This is a genomic window from Mucilaginibacter sp. P2_A4, assembly GCF_056405015.1.
In genome coordinates this window covers 297,391-314,334 of record NZ_JBFUCX010000006.1, presented here as the reverse complement: position 1 = coordinate 314,334, position 16,944 = coordinate 297,391, and the positions used below count along the sequence as shown (strand labels likewise).

The following is a 16,944-nucleotide window of genomic DNA, read 5'->3' as shown; positions in this document are numbered from 1 at the left end:
GACCACCCTAAGGCAGTCTCCTTTAAAATATTACGAAATTCTATTTTTTAATATTACATAGTCCCGCCGCCGGCGTATTGCAGCATTAAATCAATTTTACCATCCTTGTTAAATCCCCAAACTTCGTGAATACGCGATTTAACTTGCTTCCCATCTTTATCAGTAAATTCTTCATTTCCCCAAATACAAACTGAAACCCCATTCTTGTCTGTACTTTTTAAGCTCACCCACGCATCTACAGTAACTTTATAATTTGTTATTGAACTTCTGAATTGCTTTGCATTGGCAAGGTTTTCGGCTTTCCCTTTTATGTTATTCCCGCTTGCCCACATCATGTTTACCGTGTCGGCGAACCATTCAAGATGTTTATCCAAAGCATTGTTTTCAAAATCTTTCCAAAGCATCAAGACTTTTTCTGAATAACTTGGATCAGCGATTTTGAAACTTGATGAATAAGCGGCGGTATAACCGCTGTGGGCCTGGCTCATTGCCGCAAATGGCATCGCCAATAAAAAAAGAACAAATAGCTTTTTCATGATTTAGAGATTTAAATTTAAGTAACTGGTTTGTTACACTAAAGCTATAACTTAAATATCTAACAATCAAAATTTTATAAAAACTGTATACTATGCTCACATTGCCTGTTGGCGTGATTTTTTGGCGACCTGATAACGAGAATCGAGCGGGCATGTACATCTTCTTTTTTAAGAACACGATTGAAATAGTTTCTTCACTCGCATGGGAGTTAATCCAGAAAACACGGACTTGATGGCAAAAAAAGGACAAAATCTTTAAAAGGACGTAGTCCTTGACCCGAAGCAATTTAGTATCAACAAAAAATCCTCCCATTTTTATGAGAGGATTTTGGGTAAATGATGGGGCAGAATTTGAACCGTTTTGTGGACGAATTGATTGAAATCGGGGGTTTTTCTAAAATTTTAGAAGACAGCCATCAATAATATATGCTCACTTTTTCAGGAGTTTAAAAGTTTAAACCAAGCTACTGAGACCTACGATTTAGATTTAGCTCTCCAATTGTTCAATCGTTTTTCTGGCCGCAGCTAATCTTATTTTACGATTTTTTTCTACCATTTTACCCGTGATCCAATGTTCCAGCTTATGGTGGAGTGGAATTAACAGCGCCGCTATCAGAACCATAATAATTAACATGAGTAAAGGAGAATGATTTACTAATTCTCCTAAATAAGGATGAATAAGGAGATTGATGAATTCGAAAATAATCAGCAGCGACAAAATCCCTAAAGCTTTTATAAATGATTCTTTAACCAAAATAGAATGGCTCAGTAAAAAAAACACAAGGATCAAGATAATTAGTATGACAGCTATGGCCGAATTTTGAAGATTGTGAGCCCGCTCCGTTTTCAATTTCGCCTGCTCGGCATCTGCTTCGACTTTTTGAAGTCGCCCTTCGAATATCAAATTTTGGATTTCAGCTTCCTCTTTATTATCTAACATCACCTTATTAAGCTGTATTGCGGTTCTGAGATATTTTAAGGAACTATCTGATTTGTTTAGTTTGTCATAACTATCTGAAAGAATTTGGGCTGCTGTTTGCGCTTGTTGCAGAAACTTGTTTTTCCCTAAACCGTAAGCTTTGTGTGCATAGCTGATACTTGAATCTACTTTATTCTCATTTAAATAGAGCTTGGAAAGTGAAACATAATTAAAACACAACCACCGCGGAAGCTTTCTATCCAGTGCACTTTGAATACCCATGCTATAATATTCGACAGCTAATTTTTCGTTTTTGAGGGCAAGCTGCATATCTCCCAAACGGTTATAAATAATTGACATAGCTGGAAACTTACTCTGAACAGACAACTGGTAAGCTGTTTGAGCGTAGTGTATGGCTGAATCGAGTTCTCCATTTTCCAACATTGTTATTCCCAATGTAGATAACACAGACACTTCGCTTTTTTTGTCCGAAAATGATTTAGACATTTTTAAATTGGTAATTGCATCGGCGTAGTCTCCCTGCCGCCTGTAAATATTGCCTAATGTATTGTATGCAGCAGAAATGCCAACTCTATTTTTTAACCTTTGAGCGAGCTGAAGAGATTTTAAGCCGTTTTTTAAAGCTTGGGAATAAATTCCGGCTATAAACTGATTGAAACCAAGGCTATTTAAAGCCATCATTACCTTTTCTTCGGACTTTAACTTTTTAGCCAGGAGTAGTGCTTCTTCCGAAAAGCGAATGGACTTACCGGGATCTTCATTGGAATACAGATTGGAGATCTTTAATAATAAGTTAACTTTTGACGTATCGTCTTTGGTATTTGAGAGTTCACTTAAATATTTTGAGGTTACTAATTGTGCAAATCCGCTTTCGGTAGCGCCTGAAATTAAAATTAAAATAGCCAGTACAATTTTCCTCATGTTTTTCAATTAGCTAAATGTATTAAGTTTTTATACAAAATGTAGGATTAATTATCGAACACAATCAAAAGCTATTTAGGAGCATAAAAAAAGGCCAAGACTATTTAAACCTTGACCTTTTAAAATATCTGGGTAAATGATGGGGCTCGAACCCACGACCCTCGGTACCACAAACCGATGCTCTAACCAACTGAGCTACATCTACCGTTTGGAGAGTGCAAAAATAGAAATCTCTACGCTATTTGCAAACTCTTTTTAAAATTACATTCAGTTTACCTCATTTTTTCAGAACGATTTTAGTTAATGCTTAGATTTGTATCTATGGCTGAGCAATTAATTGAACTGAATGTGACGGGGATGCATTGTAATAATTGCGCCATGTCTATTCATAAACTCCTCGAAAAAAAAGGGTTACGAAATATACTCGTTGATTTTGCCAGCGAAGAAGTAAAATTCTCCACCAGCGACGACTCCAAACTGCCCGAAGTAATAAAAGGCATAGAAAATTTAGGATTTAAAGTAATTGATGACATCGGGCAGCATTCTCCGGCATTTTATGAGCCTGTTGAGAACAAATTTATATTCTGCGCCATCTTTACAGCGCCACTTTTGATGCATATGTTGCTGCCCTGGCATTTTTTACACCAGCCTTTAGTGCAGTTGCTTTTATGCTTACCTGTTTTTATAGTAGGCTGCCTGCATTTTGGCAAAAGTGCCTGGAGCTCTGTTAAAGGCGGTATGCCCAATATGGATGTGCTGATATTCATTGGCTCAACTGCGGCCTTTGTATACAGCCTGGCAGGCACAATCCAAAACCTGGGCTCACAATATCAGTTTTATGAAACCTGCGCTACAATCATAACACTTGTATTGCTTGGTAATGTATTTGAAAAACGTTCGGTAACTCAAACTACCTCGGCCGTAAAAGACCTTATTAAATTTCAGCAAGTAAATGCCAACCGGGTTATAAACGGCGGTATTGAAGTAATAAATGCCAAAGAGGTACGCCCGGGCGATACCCTCATCGTAAATCAAGGTGATAAGATTCCCGTTGATGGCGAAATACTTTCTGGCAGCGCATCTGTTGATGAAGCCATGCTTACTGGCGAAAGTATGCCTGTTGAAAAAGAAAAATACGACAAAGTAATAGGCGGCACCATCCTGCTTAACGGCAATTTTCATATGCTGGCCACTAAGGTTGGTTCAAATACCATCCTATCACAGATCATTGATCTGATGAAAAAAGCCCAGGCTGCTAAACCTCCGGTACAAAAGCTGGGTGATAAGGTAGCTTCCATATTTGTTCCCGCGGTGTTATTGATAGCTCTTGTTACTTTCATCATCACCTATTTTGCGGGTGGTGCCGGCATGCAAAAATCGCTTATGAATGCTATTGCAGTATTGGTAATATCCTGCCCCTGCGCTATGGGTTTGGCCACCCCAACCGCTGTGATGGTTGGTTTAGGTCGTGCTGCCAAAAACGGAATACTCATTAAAGGCGGTGATATCATTGAAGCGGTAGCCCACACCAAATATGTGGTATTTGATAAAACCGGAACGCTTACCACCGGTAAGTTTAGCATTGATGAGATCAAAGTTGAACCGGGCATCAATATAGAGCTCATCAGGGGTATTGTTACTGCAATCGAGGAACGATCAAACCACCCCATTGCCAAATCATTGGTCGAGGGGCTGAAAAAGCTACCTCAGCAAAAAGTGATCCTCAAGACTGCTAAAGAGGAAAAAGGCCTGGGTATGCGCGCCGAAGATGTAGAGGGTAACCACTACTTTTTAGGTACAGCCAAACAAAACGCCCAGGACCATTTTAACCTTTCACTCTACCAAAATCAAAAGTTGCTGGCGCAGATAGCAATTGACGATGAGCTCAGGCCCGAAACCGCGTCTATGATTATCAAACTTAAAAAGATGGGCATCATTCCTATCCTTTTAAGCGGCGACAAGAAAACCCGCTGCCTGAAGGTAGCCAGCCAGATTGGAATCACCGAGGTACACGCCGAAAAACTGCCCGACGAAAAACTCCAGGTTATTGATATCTACAAACAAAAAGGCAAAACCATTATGATAGGCGATGGTATCAACGATGCCCCTGCCCTAACCAAAGCGGATGTAGGTGTATCCATGAACGATGCCAGTCAGGTAGCCATTCAATCTGCCAATGTGGTATTGCTTAATACCGATCTGCTTTCTGTTATTAAGTTTTTACAGATCAGTAAACATACATTACTGACCATTAAGCAAAACCTTTTCTGGGCCTTTGCTTATAACATTATAGCTATCCCTGTTGCTGCCTTTGGCTTTTTAAACCCTATGGTTGGCGCTTTTGCCATGGCATTCTCGGATGTTGTGGTTATAGGTAACTCCCTGAGGTTGAAGATAAAAAAAGTGAGCCCCCCAGCCCCCTGAAGGGGGGAGCAATAGTATGTCATAAAAAACAATTGAGCAGATCATTTTTAATTGTTTTTTTACTATCATAGCATCCTATTAAACGTTTAGATTTTATGAAATTTATTGAGCGTTATTTAAATGGAGAAGACGGTACTTCTGTGTATGCTGATATTTACGATTTAAAAGAGCACGCTTTTAACGATCAATATTTTGATGATGTGCATGCGGTACTTACTGAAACATTTAACAGAGTGGCTTTTAATCTACACATCATCTACCACGAATTAATTAACATAAACTATGTTTTTAAAACAGAATTTGATTTTAATTCCGACAAGCCATTACCGGATCCGTTACCAAATACAGATGAATTAGTTAAAAAACTTGATGAGGCAATAAATGACTTTGGGAAAGTGCCCCTTTCACTAAAGCTATTTTACAAAATTGTAGGCACATGCAATTTTGCATGGGATTACGAAACACAACCTTGTTTACTTTGGGATTGTGCCGACCCTATTCAGATCAGTAGCCTTGATGATCTTGTTGCCGAAGTCTCAACCGATGATTGGAAAGATTATCTCAATGAAGTTTTGGAATATGACGCCGATGAAATACCTGCATTAGAGTTAGCCGCCGATTATCTGCATAAAGATAATATCAGCGGTGGCCCTCCCTATTCAATACAGATCACAGAAAAAGAGAGCATTGACGCTTTGTTTCTAAATGAGCCTAATCAGACAACCTTTATAGATTATTTAAGAATCTGTATGGAAAACTGCGGTTTTCCGGGAGAGGCCAACTTTAGACAGCACCAGAGCTACAGGGATTTTTTTGCGAAGGTGAAACCGCAATTAAAACGTATTTAGCTTTATAAATACAAAACTGTCAAAAACTCCCCTTTTACGGGGCCGGGGGCTTTACTATATTTGCCTTATGATTGAGATTTATACAGACGGTGCATCAAGTGGTAATCCGGGTCCGGGGGGGTATGGGGTGATATTGCGTTCGGGGAAGCATTATAAGGAGCTATCCGAGGGATTTCGCAAAACCACCAATAACCGGATGGAACTGCTGGCTGTTATAAAGGGCCTGGAATCTATAAAAAGTCCTAACCAGGTAATGATCTTTTCTGATTCTAAATACGTTATCGATTCTATCGAAAAAAGATGGGTGAATGGCTGGGTCGCCAAGGGCTTTGCAGGTAAAAAAAACAAAGACCTATGGATGCGCTATTTAGAGGCGAGCAAACCACACCAGGTTAAATTCACCTGGGTACGCGGTCATAACGGGCACCCCGAAAATGAACGTTGCGACCAGCTGGCTGTTGCTGCCGGCAAACAAACCCCGCTGCTTATCGATTCGGTTTTTGAGGTAGAAAACGCAAAGGCTGGTTTATTATAATTATTTGACAGTTAAATTTGTTAATAAACCCGCACTTACCTCCCGGCCAGTTCAATAACCTGCAGATCCTGGATTTTATCACCATCAATAGTAAAGCGCATCAGGGTACGCACTTTGTGCCAGCCTTGCTTGCCGGCAGCGCCGGGGTTAAGGTGCAGGCAGCCTAACTTTTTATCATTCATCACCTTGAGGATATGTGAATGTCCACAGATAAATAACTTTGGCGGATTACTGTATATCTCATGCTTAATAGCCTGGCTATACCTGCCGGGGTAACCGCCAATGTGCGTTATCCAAACATCTACCCCCTCGCAGTTAAAACGAAGATTTTCGGGATAAACCGTTCTGATATCTTTACCGTCTATGTTACCGTAAACACCTTTCAGTGGTTTAAAGGCAGCCAGTTTATCTGCCAGCTCAAGGGTGCCAAAATCACCGGCATGCCAAATTTCATTACAGTTTTCAAAGTGTTTAAAAACGGCATCATCCAGGAAACTATGGGTATCAGATATAAGGCCAATATGGGTCATGGACGCAAATATAGATAGAAGATGCCGCAGGCAACAAACAAGAAAATAGAAAATTCACATGTCAACTCTCCGGTATGCGTCCTTTTGTTACCGCGGAGTATACAATTATTGTAACAAATAGTTTTAAATATTTAAAATACCGCGAAACTATTATATATTAGGTACACGTATAAGTGCTTAAAAATAAAAACAGGTTTGTATGAGAGATTGGTACCTTAGAATTTTTGCTTTCCTGTTTTTAATGGCTGTGGTTAACAGTTGTAAGCTGGAGGGCGATGTTTTGCCACCCGGCGCGACAGCAACCGGCACAAACCCGGGAACCGATCCAACTACAATTACCGGCGAATATTATTTTAAAGGCACTTTAAATGGTCAGGCTTTGACCTGGCAAACAACCGATGGCGTTAAAGGCTGGGTTATTGGTTCGGCTGCGGCAACTTCAAATAACGCGGGCGATATTACCGGTAGTCTTTCTGCCCTGATATCTCAGGCGCAAACACTTAACCCGCAAATAGGTGTTGAGTTTGGAACCTACCATGTTTTACCAACCGATGATAAAAAAGCTATTTTTAACGCCTTTATCAAAACAGGTGTATTAGCCTTCGGAACAGATCATAATGCCATTGATGCTAAGTTCATCAACATTAGCTATACAGACAGCCAGGGAAACTTTTATACAAGTGCTACAGGCGCACAAACAGGCAGCACTGCAAATATTATATCGGTAACCCCGATGCCGGCCACATTGGGCTCTGGTGCAACGCTGAAAATTAAACTTACTTTTAATTGCAAGCTATATTCCATTGACGCGTCGACCCCTGCATTAACTTTAACCAATGCCGAAGCCACCGTATCGTTAGAAAATCTTTTGTAAGAAACAGGTATTAATCTAAAAAATCGTCAGGAATTCCTTCAATACCTCCTGGTACGCTTTGCTGTAAATCTTCGGCTCATCATAAATCACAAACTCCTGTGTTATGGCTTGCTTATGCTCAAACCCAAAAGCCAGGATCTCCCGATGTGCCGCGTCATCATTAAACGAATGCACGTTTATTATTTTATGCAGATAAAGTCCGCGTCGTAAAGCCAAATCCTTAACCATCTGGGCAGTATCCGGCGGTAATATCAGCCAGCATACCCCATCACTACTTAGGTTGTTTGATACCGCTTCAATCAATCCTTCAAAAAAGCCATCCCCGGCGTGCTTAGCCAAATTTCTTTTTGCGCCCGGCGATTGCAGAGAGTTGATATAAAATGGAGGGTTTGAGATGATCAAATCGTATTTCCTATCCGTGCGAGTCGTAAAAAACGCTTCAAAGCCCGATGGATAAAGCCTAAGCCTGCTGGTAAATGGCGAATTTCCAAAATTCTTTTGGGCTGTTTTGGCAGCGCTTTCATCAATCTCAACAGCATCAATTTGGGCATTGCCAAAACGCTGGGCAAGCATCAGGGCTATTACGCCTGTGCCTGTACCAATATCTAAAATGAACACCGGATTATCAGCCTCCGTTAACGCGCCAAGCAAAACACCATCGGTATTGATCTTCATGGCGCAGCCGCTTTGGTCAACGCTGAATTGTTTAAAGTGGAACATTAGGGCGAAATTATAATTAAATAGCCAAAATCATTTATCTTTAATGGCACCTCATAAACAATTGATGGATAAAAAAGCGCTCAAAATTTTAACTGATACACACTGGTCATCCGCCGGATGGAAACAGAATTTTACAACCACACCTGTCGATTTTGAATATGCCAAAAGCAAAGGGCTAATGTTTAACGATATTTTTGTGGATCATAAACAAATTACAGACTGGCTTTTATCGGTTTTTGAAAATACATCGAGAAAACACATTGTTAAATGCTTTTTAAGCAGTCTTTCAACAAGGCAGCCTCATTTGCGGTCGGGTTTATCAAGCTATGCTTTTGCACGGCATTTTCCAAAGCATAACTTTTCGGCCGATAGCTCATACCATTGTAATGTATGCAGGATATACAAAAACGAAAAAAGACAGGAGAATCTTAATGTGTTCAATTTCGAACGTATTAAATGGGGCGGCGTAAGGTTAACCGATCCATTATATAACGCTTTTAATTTAGATGTGATTAACAAAGAACAAGGCATTGAGCCAAACATTGACGACATTAATATTTTAAAGAATATAATTACCGTAATTAAAAATTGTGAGCCAACAGATAAGCCAAATCAATTGGAGAAAAAACTGGCCAAAGTATTAAAATCAAATGCAGGTGAGCGCAGGGTGATTATTGAAATATTAGGCATTTGTGGCATCCTGGAAACATCAATACATAAAGGTTATTTCGATAGCTATAAACCTTTAAACAAACGTGCCATTAGACCGATACATACAACAGACTGGGAATATCCAATTGATTGGTGGACGGGTAAAGATGGAATTAACATAAGTGCTTTGAATTTCTACTTTGAAGATTACTTAACCTAAAATGAGTTGAACTAAATCCGTAAAGTCGCGAGTACGCCCCGCTTTCAACCACAGCTGCATACTCGCGTCAGAGGGCGAATAAAGCTTCAAAATATACGCATGAATAAACTAAGTTATGAAGAACAAACAAGGCAACTAATAGCTGCCATAGATATTGCGTTGACATCTTTCAGACTTTATTCACCTAAAAACTGGGATAACAGCACCAAGCAGCATGTGCTAAATACATATTCGTCTTGGAAAAACGACCTCCAGAATCCAAATCCTAAATTTAAAAACAAACAAAGTTTAAGTATTATAATAAATGATGTATTAACATACTTTCAAGATGGTTCCGGCGAGGCGGTAAATTATTTTTGGCAGCAAATCAAGAATGCAAGACTTGAATTCAAGCGGGAAAATAAACTCAAGAAAATAATAAAACGAAAAAAAATTAAGACTCAAATAGAATACGACTTCATTATTGATGTATTTGTTCCTTATCAACAAGAAGGGCTTATCAGTAATGACGAAGCCGGTTTGTTAAATAAATTATTATTGGATTATGAAGATTTGGCTAAAACAGCATAGCTCATAATTAATATGTTAAATAAGTTCAATTACACTCCTTGATGAACACGGCATTATATGAAGAAACAAGCAGGGAGGCATTTGTACACCTGGACTTCTATAAATAAAATGATTAACTGTTATTGCAATTAGTTGTTCCTAACTAATGATAATCAATATGAAAATTAAATTCCAAATCAAAAAACAAATAATTTCTCAGCGAAAAGATACCCATGAAAGAATTCTTGCATTTTTAAACGATTCAGATTATAGAATTGTACAAAACACACAGCAAAACATCTCATTTGATGACGAAAAAGAGTCACAATGGAAATTTAAATCGAATTTGAGATATTATAAATTGACTGATGGAAAATTTGATTTTACCGTGAACGAAAGTGCCAATATATTAAGTTTGCGTTATAATATGGATATATCATTTGAAATGTTATTTTTCACAATATCACTTTTTTGTGGAATCTATGTTGATCATATTTATTTATTTGCATCATTATTTATCATATCCAGTTTGCTTGTGAAATTTTACTTTTTGAGGAGTGAGGGCGGAGATATGATGAATAATATTTTAGGATAAAATATTATAGTCCATGGATATTTCGCCAATTTGGCGCAATGCAGCCCTGGCCAAAAACGTGGAATACTTACGACTTTATAAAAGAGATGGCGCATACTCAGCATGCGGACCACAAGGGTGTCCCCTTGAGTAGCGGCGGTAGGAATAAAACGGTAAGACAATATCCTTGGAAGATTTTGAATATGCCAAAGAGAAAAATATAATGGTTGACCAACTTTTCATTGATCAAAACAATTAGCTATAAGCAATAAAGAAGTTATATGATCAAGAAAATTTATTTTCCAATTCTTTTTATAATTGAACTTGCTGCGATATATTTTTTATCGGGACCAATTATTGAAAATCCAAATCACACTCTAAATGTATTTGGAAGCAGACTTCAATTAGCATGCTTTGTACTCATACTAACCGTATGTAACATTGTGAACCCCAAATACAGAAAGCCAACCACAATCGAACTGATGTTTTTATATATTTTATTTTTAATTATGGCTAGGGAACTAAATCTTCTATAGTGCAATCTTCCTTCATTTGGCGCGAGGTACTTTCATACAAAGCAACTTTTAAATAATACCGTGAAAAATATTATCAATTCAATAAAAACTATAAAAAAGTTTGAAAAGCTGTTTATCGCGCTTATTCTTATTTCTCTATTCTTAAAAATCGCGTTTAATTACAAGTCGACGTTGGATCTATTTATATTTAGCGGAGTATTATCTATATGCTACTTTCCTCTTGGGTTCTATTTTTTAGGGAAGTCTCCGTCTAATAAAAATTATATAATCTCTATTGCTTTGGGCTGCCTATATTCTACGTGTATCATAATGTTCTTATTAGGCTGTTTTGCTAAAAAAGAATACACTTTGTTTTATTGGCTTGAATTACCAGCCCTCTCAATTATATTGTTAATTTTTGGCGCAAAAATAAGACGAAATTTTGATGATTATTATGCTTCACAGATTATAAGGTCAGTTTTTCTCCTTGTAATTAATACGACACTTCTTCTTCAAATTAACTAATATTAATCAAAATTTGTGATTCATATTCAACAAATTCCTTTATTGGCACTCCAGCTTTCGGTCACTGCCTGGCGCGCCAGATACGATCCAATTTACAAAAACCTTGTTAGCCTTATCAATTATTTCCGCAACTAAATAATTTAACACTTCAATAAAATGAAAATATCGACATATTTCTTTTTCTTATTGGCATTAGTTCTTGAAGGATGTCAAAGCAACGTAACTCAAACAAGAAAACAAGATAAATCCGAGACAATAAGGTCTAAAAGAAAAGAAACAGTAAAAAAACATTTTCCCATTTTGAGCTGTGACACAATTATTGTCAACAATGAATTTAGCTTTAATGCTTTAGCCTTTGAGGTCTTTAAAGCAGATACGGCTAAAATTAAGTCGTTGTTCCTAAATCCAGTTATTTTAAAATTTGAAAAACAAAAAAATTCCGAGGGCGGTTCATACGATCTGTATAATTTCACAGATAGCATAAATAAACTTACCCTATATCGCAACGAAGGTTTCTATTTGAAGGAGGGAGATATAAAAAATGGCAAAATTCTTTTAAATAAAAAAATATCAATTGGAATGACAAAAGATGAATTTCTTAAATTAGTTAAAATAACAAATATAAAATGCGATACCATAACTGTAGTTAACGATGAATCAACATTCGAAACTATTTACATTTTCAACGATTCTAAATTAAAACGAATAAAGATGGGACAGATTGTGGAATAACCTAATAGTTCGAATTTAGATTATTTGCCCTGTCTTAGTCATCCTGTTGGAGCTTATTGATCTTTCCCCGGATTTTTTCAATTTCACGATTAATGCTCTTTACTTTCTCCTGATCCTTTTTTAATTTATGGCTCGCATCCTCCGCGTCGCTGGTTTCGTTGGCCGCTTTTCGCGCTGCTTTCGCAGCTTTACGGGTATCTCCAACATCGCCCCCTACTGCTGCTGCCGCTTTTTTACGACTTTCTTCCTGCGCCTTATTGGAACTTGATGCAGTTTGCTCTACCGCTGCCTGTTCATCGGGAATACGATTCTGTATCTTGGTAAGATCTGTTTGTAAGTCGGCCAGTTTTTCGTTCAATTTAACTACCTGTCTGTTGATTTTTGCTGTATCCTTTTTTGCTGAATCAATTGGCGCCGATGCTTTGGCGAACGAAGACACAAAGGCAAAAACTACAAAAAATAAAACTCTTTTCATTATAATCCTTAATTAATGAGCGGTTGTTAGTCGCGTGGTTAAAAAACGATTCAAAGAAAGGCGAGGACTTGAGCAAATAAAAACGCGTTCGACATAAAGCCCCATTGGTTCGATGGAAACCAAGTGGCAATCGTTGGAAAATTATAGGATTTGAAATAAATAAGCATAAAAGTCACGAGTACTCTGCCCTCATTCCCAGAGCTGCATACTCGCGCCAAAGGGGGACGGCAGGGATCACTGAAGAGCTTATTTTCAGGGCCTATCTTATCCCGCGCTTAATTTTCCTATTCCGGGCTTCCGTCCCTCCAATAATTCTTTCTGCCTTTATCTTTTCCATGATTCATATTGGCTACAGGAGCAGGCGTGAATTATTTTACACTTTTTTCCTCGGTATTATTTTCGGCGCGTTTTATTCAAAATATAAAAGCATAAAAATTTTAATTATTTTCCATATTATTTTAGACATACTTGCATTTAGTTAAATAGAAATTCTATGAGAAAAACGACCATAGTAATCACTTGTGTGTTAGCTATTCTTCTGTTATTTATTGCTTTTTTATACGTCATTTTTTCGCGTAACAGCCAAAAGATCGTCCAGGCCAATTTCTTGGATGGTGTCAGGACTGTAATTGTTATTCCCCCTGACTATTTAAAATTATTTCGTAACCCGAAGCAACTTACATTCGACAGAACAATCGAGAGTAAAGACCGAAATCCTATAAGTCAGTTCGACTATGAAAAAGATTTTCGTATTAGTGTCTACAGGTTAGATTCACCTGATGGTTTGACTCTCGGAAAGGAGTCGCGGGTTACGGCCAAGAGCAGTAGTCAGACCGAATTTTTTCTTTTTAATGTGCTTGATAAATTTTCAAAGTATGATCTGGTCTACCGAACAGGCCCCCAAGATAAAATTTCCTCCATATATTTAAATATCGATGGTGACCAGACATCAGAGTTGGTGAAAAACGACTCTCTCCTATATTACTACAGCCAGGCGCGTAGTTTTTATATCAAATATAAGCAGGATGGTGTTCAGGATTTCTTCATGGGCATAAAATATGAGAATCAAAGGGAGGGGGTAAAAATCCCGATAGAGGTTATGTTTAAGAAACAGGGCAATAATGTGTACCTAATCATTATGACGTCAGCGGACAGCCTGAATCAACTAAAACCGGGAGCACTTGCCGATTTAATAGTCAATTGAATTTTTTCAAATGAAATTTAATACAGGTAGACTATCAGCATGGACCCATACTGATTTAAATAAAAAATGATGCTATCAAAAAAACAATTTTAAGAGTTATTATTTGCCTGCTTATATTTAATTGGCTTGGTTTAACCAATCTTGAAGCTAATAGCATATCGTTTCAGACAGATCCATTTGCTATTTTAAAAGGGTATAAACGAGTTCGGTTATTAAAAGGAAAAACTGGTGAATATTGTTACCCGAGGGAGATCAATACGTTCATACCATATGAATTTTGGTAATTTTCTTTGGGGCGATGCTGGCTATTCTGAAGGTTTGTGTTTAGGGTTGTTGCGTTGGGGGGCTAATTATAATAGCCTGCATAATTCCCCAATTTGGCGCGAGTATGCAGCTCTGGCCAAAAGCGTGGAATACTCGTGACCTTATAAATTTCTGCGTTGAGCACCACTTAACCTAAAATAAGCTCTCCTAAATCACCGAACAGATCAATTCAGCCAAACTGTTTACCTCTACAAAATCATCATCGATGGCCTGCATATTCATATGCGAATCTGTGCTGATGAGCTTTTTGATAAGGCCGCTGTTTTTCAGTTTTTCGATGCCGTTGTTGATGAACAAACCATGCGTGGTTATTACATAGATATCGCCGGCACCGGCATTTTTGTAGGTTTTGGCTGCGTTAATGATACTGCCGCCAGAGCGGATCATGTCATCATAAATAATCACCGTTTTACCGGCAACATCCGCATTGATGGCGCTTACTTCGGTATCATCTCCCTTTAATCGCCTCTTGAGTATAAAGGCGGCGTTTACGCCCATATCATTGGCTAATGACTCCACCCATTTAGCCCTGCCCGCATCGGTACTGGCCATCACAAAATTATTGCCGCCATATTTAAGGGCGGCCTTTATCACCAGATTCTTACAGTAAACATGTACCGGGTAAAGATCATGCTCAAAATAATACTGAATCCCTTCTGAATGGAGATCAAACAACACTACTTTATTACCCCTGTTTGATTTTGGGATGGCCGAAATTAATCGTGCTCTTGTCTTAGCTGTTACAATTTCGCCACTCAATACTGCACGCTCCATGGTTGAATAGCCAAAATATGGGATAACCAATGTTAATGAGTTGGCCCCATAACTTACCAGAGAGGATGCCAGGTCATAAAGTTCCAACGTGGCCTGGTCTGTTACCGTGCCTCCAATTATAACTACATCCCGATTTTCGACAGGGGTTAAAATACGTTGATAGCGCTCACCATCAGTAAAATGATTAACTACTAATTCTCCTTTTTCAAAAGTTCCGCAGGCCAGTACTTTTTCGGCCAGGTATTCATAATCTTTTATTGCAAACAGCAGTTTCATCATAGTGGTATTAATTGGCATTTACGTTGGTCTTTACCTGTTCAAAAGTAAACGTATTAATTAAATTACCATTCTCAAAAACCGTTTTCAGCAGGTTTTCTGCCCCGGGTTCATCATCCTCATTAACGGTTTTAAATACACCATTCAATTTCAGCAGCTTTAACCGACCACCTTTACTCTTTTTAAAACTTTCGGTAATGTCACCCTGCGCGTTCATCTCCGCCGGGCTTTTTGCAACGCTAACCTCTTTACCATTAATAACAGCGCAGCTGCATTTCAAAGCAAATTTCTGTGTATCGCGGTCAATCTTTTGCAGCAAAGCGCCACCCATGCCCAATACCAGGTTTTCGGCACTGATGCCATTATTTTTTAACGCTTCATAAATGTTTCCTATCTCATTATAATTTACGCCATCGCCCTGTATCACCCTTAGCTGTGGCGGTAAAACTTTGTAACCTTTGCTGTTAACCGTATAACCAAATTGAGCAAACAGGATCTCGAATATTTCGAGCAAGGTCATGACAGGGTCGCCGCTATCCGGACGGATCACCAGTGTACCATCCCTGCTCAGGATCTCGTTTCGCAATTCGGTTCCCCAATATTCTTTACAGGCCCTGAAAATGTTAAAACTGTCAGACACGCAAGCAATAGTACCTGTAGGGAAAGTTCTTAATACATGTCTGAAAACTTCCAGCTCTCCTTCCCTGCCCAGCAAAGTACATATACTATGCTCGGTAGCCGGGATACTTAAACCATAAACTTTTTGGGCATCGTAATAATCAATAGCCATTAATGAACCGGCCAGGTTATCGCTGCCGCTAAAATTAAGCAAATGTGCCGCGCCGCCAATTTTAGCGCTTTCCACACTGCTAACACCACGAAAGCCAAAATCGTTCAGCACAAAGTCTATCCCGCCGCTGGCTTCAGGTGTGGCAGTTTCGGTATAGTACCGGGTTACCATCTTTTTTATCTGGTTGCTTAGCGTTGCTACGGTGCAAGGGTACCATACCTGTACCAGTAAAGTTTCTAAAAAATTAGCGAGCCAGTAACATTCCGGGTCGGTATTTTCAATGGTCATTAATACATTGCCGGTTGGCACCGCGGTGCCTTCGGCTACGGCCTTGATAGTTACGGGTAATTTGCCATTATACTTATCCAGTATATACTGAAACTTACTTTTATCAAATACATCGTCGCGGCCAAATACCTGCTGCAAAAAGCCTTCAGCTTCGTCAAGTTCCTGCTGTGTAAATGCGGGGCCCTGCAGGTATTCTTTCAAAATATATTGTAAGCCAAAAAATATGGTTTCATTAAACATTCCACCACGACTTTCCAGGTAACTGTAAATTTTAGTGGTACCGGGATAGTATAATTTATAGTGGGCATATTTATAAGCATCGGCTAACAGAATGAGGTTTTCGCGTTTCATCGGTTCAGTTTTTAAGGTATTTGGTGATGATGAGCTTCATCATTTTGGTGTGCTCATCGTTAATAAGACCATCGGCGATCATTTGTGCCAGGTTTTCCATTTTAAACCAAGCCACATCTATAATATCATCGTTAGCCGCCGGCTCCCCGGCAAGGTGATCGCAACTGAACAACAAGGTAATGATTTTATCGGCTTCGTTACGGTAACGCCAATCGTTTACCCGGTGACTTGTTTCATAGATCATATTGCTTACCTGTAGCTCGCCACACTCTTCAACAGCTCGCGTTGGGCGGGTAATATTTTAGAAATATTACTTTTGACCACTGCAGTGTTAATCTTCAATACTCGGACCGCTAAGTTGGATTTGT

18 protein-coding genes and 1 tRNA gene are annotated in these 16,944 nt (G+C 38.7%); 10 read left to right on the top strand and 9 right to left on the bottom strand.

The window, feature by feature from the left end; genetic code table 11:
- Positions 1 to 53: 53 nt before the first annotated feature.
- The 3 genes from AC1DYB_RS14050 to AC1DYB_RS14040 all read right to left on the bottom strand — a co-directional run bounded on the left by AC1DYB_RS14050 (position 54) and on the right by AC1DYB_RS14040 (position 2,602).
- Complete coding sequence (locus AC1DYB_RS14050) at positions 54 to 536, bottom strand: hypothetical protein (RefSeq protein WP_477395708.1); 483 nt, start codon at positions 534 to 536, stop codon at positions 54 to 56.
- 487 nt (positions 537 to 1,023) lie between these two features.
- The gene (locus AC1DYB_RS14045; protein ID WP_477435785.1) at positions 1,024 to 2,397 is read right to left on the bottom strand and encodes a tetratricopeptide repeat protein; all 1,374 of its coding nucleotides are present in this window, start codon (positions 2,395 to 2,397) and stop codon (positions 1,024 to 1,026) included.
- Between the two features lie 131 nt (positions 2,398 to 2,528).
- Positions 2,529 to 2,602, bottom strand: a tRNA-His gene (locus AC1DYB_RS14040).
- Between the two features lie 116 nt (positions 2,603 to 2,718).
- On the opposite strand from AC1DYB_RS14040, the gene AC1DYB_RS14035 reads away from it, so the two are divergent.
- The 3 genes from AC1DYB_RS14035 (at position 2,719) to rnhA (ending at position 6,204) form a co-directional block, all read left to right on the top strand.
- Positions 2,719 to 4,821 carry a heavy metal translocating P-type ATPase gene (locus AC1DYB_RS14035; RefSeq protein ID WP_477435783.1) on the top strand — a complete coding sequence of 701 codons (2,103 nt, stop codon included), beginning with the start codon at positions 2,719 to 2,721 and terminating at the stop codon, positions 4,819 to 4,821.
- Between the two features lie 95 nt (positions 4,822 to 4,916).
- Positions 4,917 to 5,669, top strand: coding sequence for a hypothetical protein (locus tag AC1DYB_RS14030; RefSeq protein ID WP_477435781.1), 753 nt, complete (start codon positions 4,917 to 4,919; stop codon positions 5,667 to 5,669).
- 67 nt (positions 5,670 to 5,736) lie between these two features.
- Entirely contained in the window at positions 5,737 to 6,204 is a 468-nt protein-coding gene (gene rnhA / locus AC1DYB_RS14025; protein ID WP_295719950.1) for a ribonuclease HI, read from the top strand.
- 35 nt (positions 6,205 to 6,239) lie between these two features.
- On the opposite strand, the gene AC1DYB_RS14020 is transcribed toward rnhA, so the two are convergent.
- A complete protein-coding gene (locus AC1DYB_RS14020) occupies positions 6,240 to 6,734 on the bottom strand; it encodes a metallophosphoesterase family protein (protein WP_295719948.1) in 495 nt (164 codons plus the stop codon).
- A gap of 199 nt (positions 6,735 to 6,933) precedes the next feature.
- On the opposite strand from AC1DYB_RS14020, the gene AC1DYB_RS14015 reads away from it, so the two are divergent.
- Positions 6,934 to 7,608: a hypothetical protein gene (locus AC1DYB_RS14015; RefSeq protein ID WP_477435779.1), complete on the top strand. Its 675-nt coding sequence runs from the start codon at positions 6,934 to 6,936 to the stop codon at positions 7,606 to 7,608.
- 15 nt (positions 7,609 to 7,623) lie between these two features.
- Here AC1DYB_RS14015 and AC1DYB_RS14010 read toward each other — a convergent pair whose 3' ends face one another.
- The gene (locus AC1DYB_RS14010) at positions 7,624 to 8,328 is read right to left on the bottom strand and encodes a tRNA1(Val) (adenine(37)-N6)-methyltransferase (RefSeq protein ID WP_477435777.1); all 705 of its coding nucleotides are present in this window, start codon (positions 8,326 to 8,328) and stop codon (positions 7,624 to 7,626) included.
- 43 nt (positions 8,329 to 8,371) lie between these two features.
- On the opposite strand from AC1DYB_RS14010, the gene AC1DYB_RS14005 reads away from it, so the two are divergent.
- The 4 genes from AC1DYB_RS14005 (at position 8,372) to AC1DYB_RS13990 (ending at position 12,094) form a co-directional block, all read left to right on the top strand.
- Entirely contained in the window at positions 8,372 to 9,199 is an 828-nt protein-coding gene (locus AC1DYB_RS14005; RefSeq protein ID WP_477435775.1) for a hypothetical protein, read from the top strand.
- A gap of 99 nt (positions 9,200 to 9,298) precedes the next feature.
- Positions 9,299 to 9,769 carry a hypothetical protein gene (locus AC1DYB_RS14000; protein ID WP_477435773.1) on the top strand — a complete coding sequence of 157 codons (471 nt, stop codon included), beginning with the start codon at positions 9,299 to 9,301 and terminating at the stop codon, positions 9,767 to 9,769.
- Between the two features lie 157 nt (positions 9,770 to 9,926).
- Positions 9,927 to 10,343 carry a hypothetical protein gene (locus tag AC1DYB_RS13995; protein WP_477435771.1) on the top strand — a complete coding sequence of 139 codons (417 nt, stop codon included), beginning with the start codon at positions 9,927 to 9,929 and terminating at the stop codon, positions 10,341 to 10,343.
- Between the two features lie 1,175 nt (positions 10,344 to 11,518).
- Positions 11,519 to 12,094 carry a hypothetical protein gene (locus AC1DYB_RS13990; protein WP_477435769.1) on the top strand — a complete coding sequence of 192 codons (576 nt, stop codon included), beginning with the start codon at positions 11,519 to 11,521 and terminating at the stop codon, positions 12,092 to 12,094.
- A gap of 34 nt (positions 12,095 to 12,128) precedes the next feature.
- Here AC1DYB_RS13990 and AC1DYB_RS13985 read toward each other — a convergent pair whose 3' ends face one another.
- Positions 12,129 to 12,569 (bottom strand): hypothetical protein, encoded by a 441-nt coding sequence (locus AC1DYB_RS13985; RefSeq protein WP_477435767.1) that lies wholly within the window; start codon positions 12,567 to 12,569, stop codon positions 12,129 to 12,131.
- A gap of 104 nt (positions 12,570 to 12,673) precedes the next feature.
- Between AC1DYB_RS13985 and AC1DYB_RS13980 the strand changes: the two genes are divergently transcribed.
- Both AC1DYB_RS13980 and AC1DYB_RS13975 read left to right on the top strand, forming a co-directional pair.
- Positions 12,674 to 13,051, top strand: a complete 378-nt coding sequence (locus AC1DYB_RS13980) for a lysostaphin resistance A-like protein (RefSeq protein ID WP_477435765.1) — start codon at positions 12,674 to 12,676, stop codon at positions 13,049 to 13,051.
- 11 nt (positions 13,052 to 13,062) lie between these two features.
- Positions 13,063 to 13,773 carry a hypothetical protein gene (locus AC1DYB_RS13975; RefSeq protein WP_477435763.1) on the top strand — a complete coding sequence of 237 codons (711 nt, stop codon included), beginning with the start codon at positions 13,063 to 13,065 and terminating at the stop codon, positions 13,771 to 13,773.
- 471 nt (positions 13,774 to 14,244) lie between these two features.
- Here the strand turns inward: AC1DYB_RS13975 and AC1DYB_RS13970 are convergent, their stop codons facing one another.
- The 3 genes from AC1DYB_RS13970 to AC1DYB_RS13960 are packed head-to-tail and all read right to left on the bottom strand — an operon-like array spanning position 14,245 to position 16,820.
- On the bottom strand, positions 14,245 to 15,150 hold the full coding sequence (locus tag AC1DYB_RS13970) for a ribose-phosphate diphosphokinase (protein WP_477435761.1): 906 nt from the start codon (positions 15,148 to 15,150) through the stop codon (positions 14,245 to 14,247).
- A gap of 7 nt (positions 15,151 to 15,157) precedes the next feature.
- Positions 15,158 to 16,576 (bottom strand): nicotinate phosphoribosyltransferase, encoded by a 1,419-nt coding sequence (locus AC1DYB_RS13965; RefSeq protein WP_477435759.1) that lies wholly within the window; start codon positions 16,574 to 16,576, stop codon positions 15,158 to 15,160.
- Positions 16,577 to 16,580: 4 nt separating this feature from the next.
- On the bottom strand, positions 16,581 to 16,820 hold the full coding sequence (locus AC1DYB_RS13960; protein ID WP_477435757.1) for a hypothetical protein: 240 nt from the start codon (positions 16,818 to 16,820) through the stop codon (positions 16,581 to 16,583).
- Positions 16,821 to 16,944: the final 124 nt, after the last annotated feature.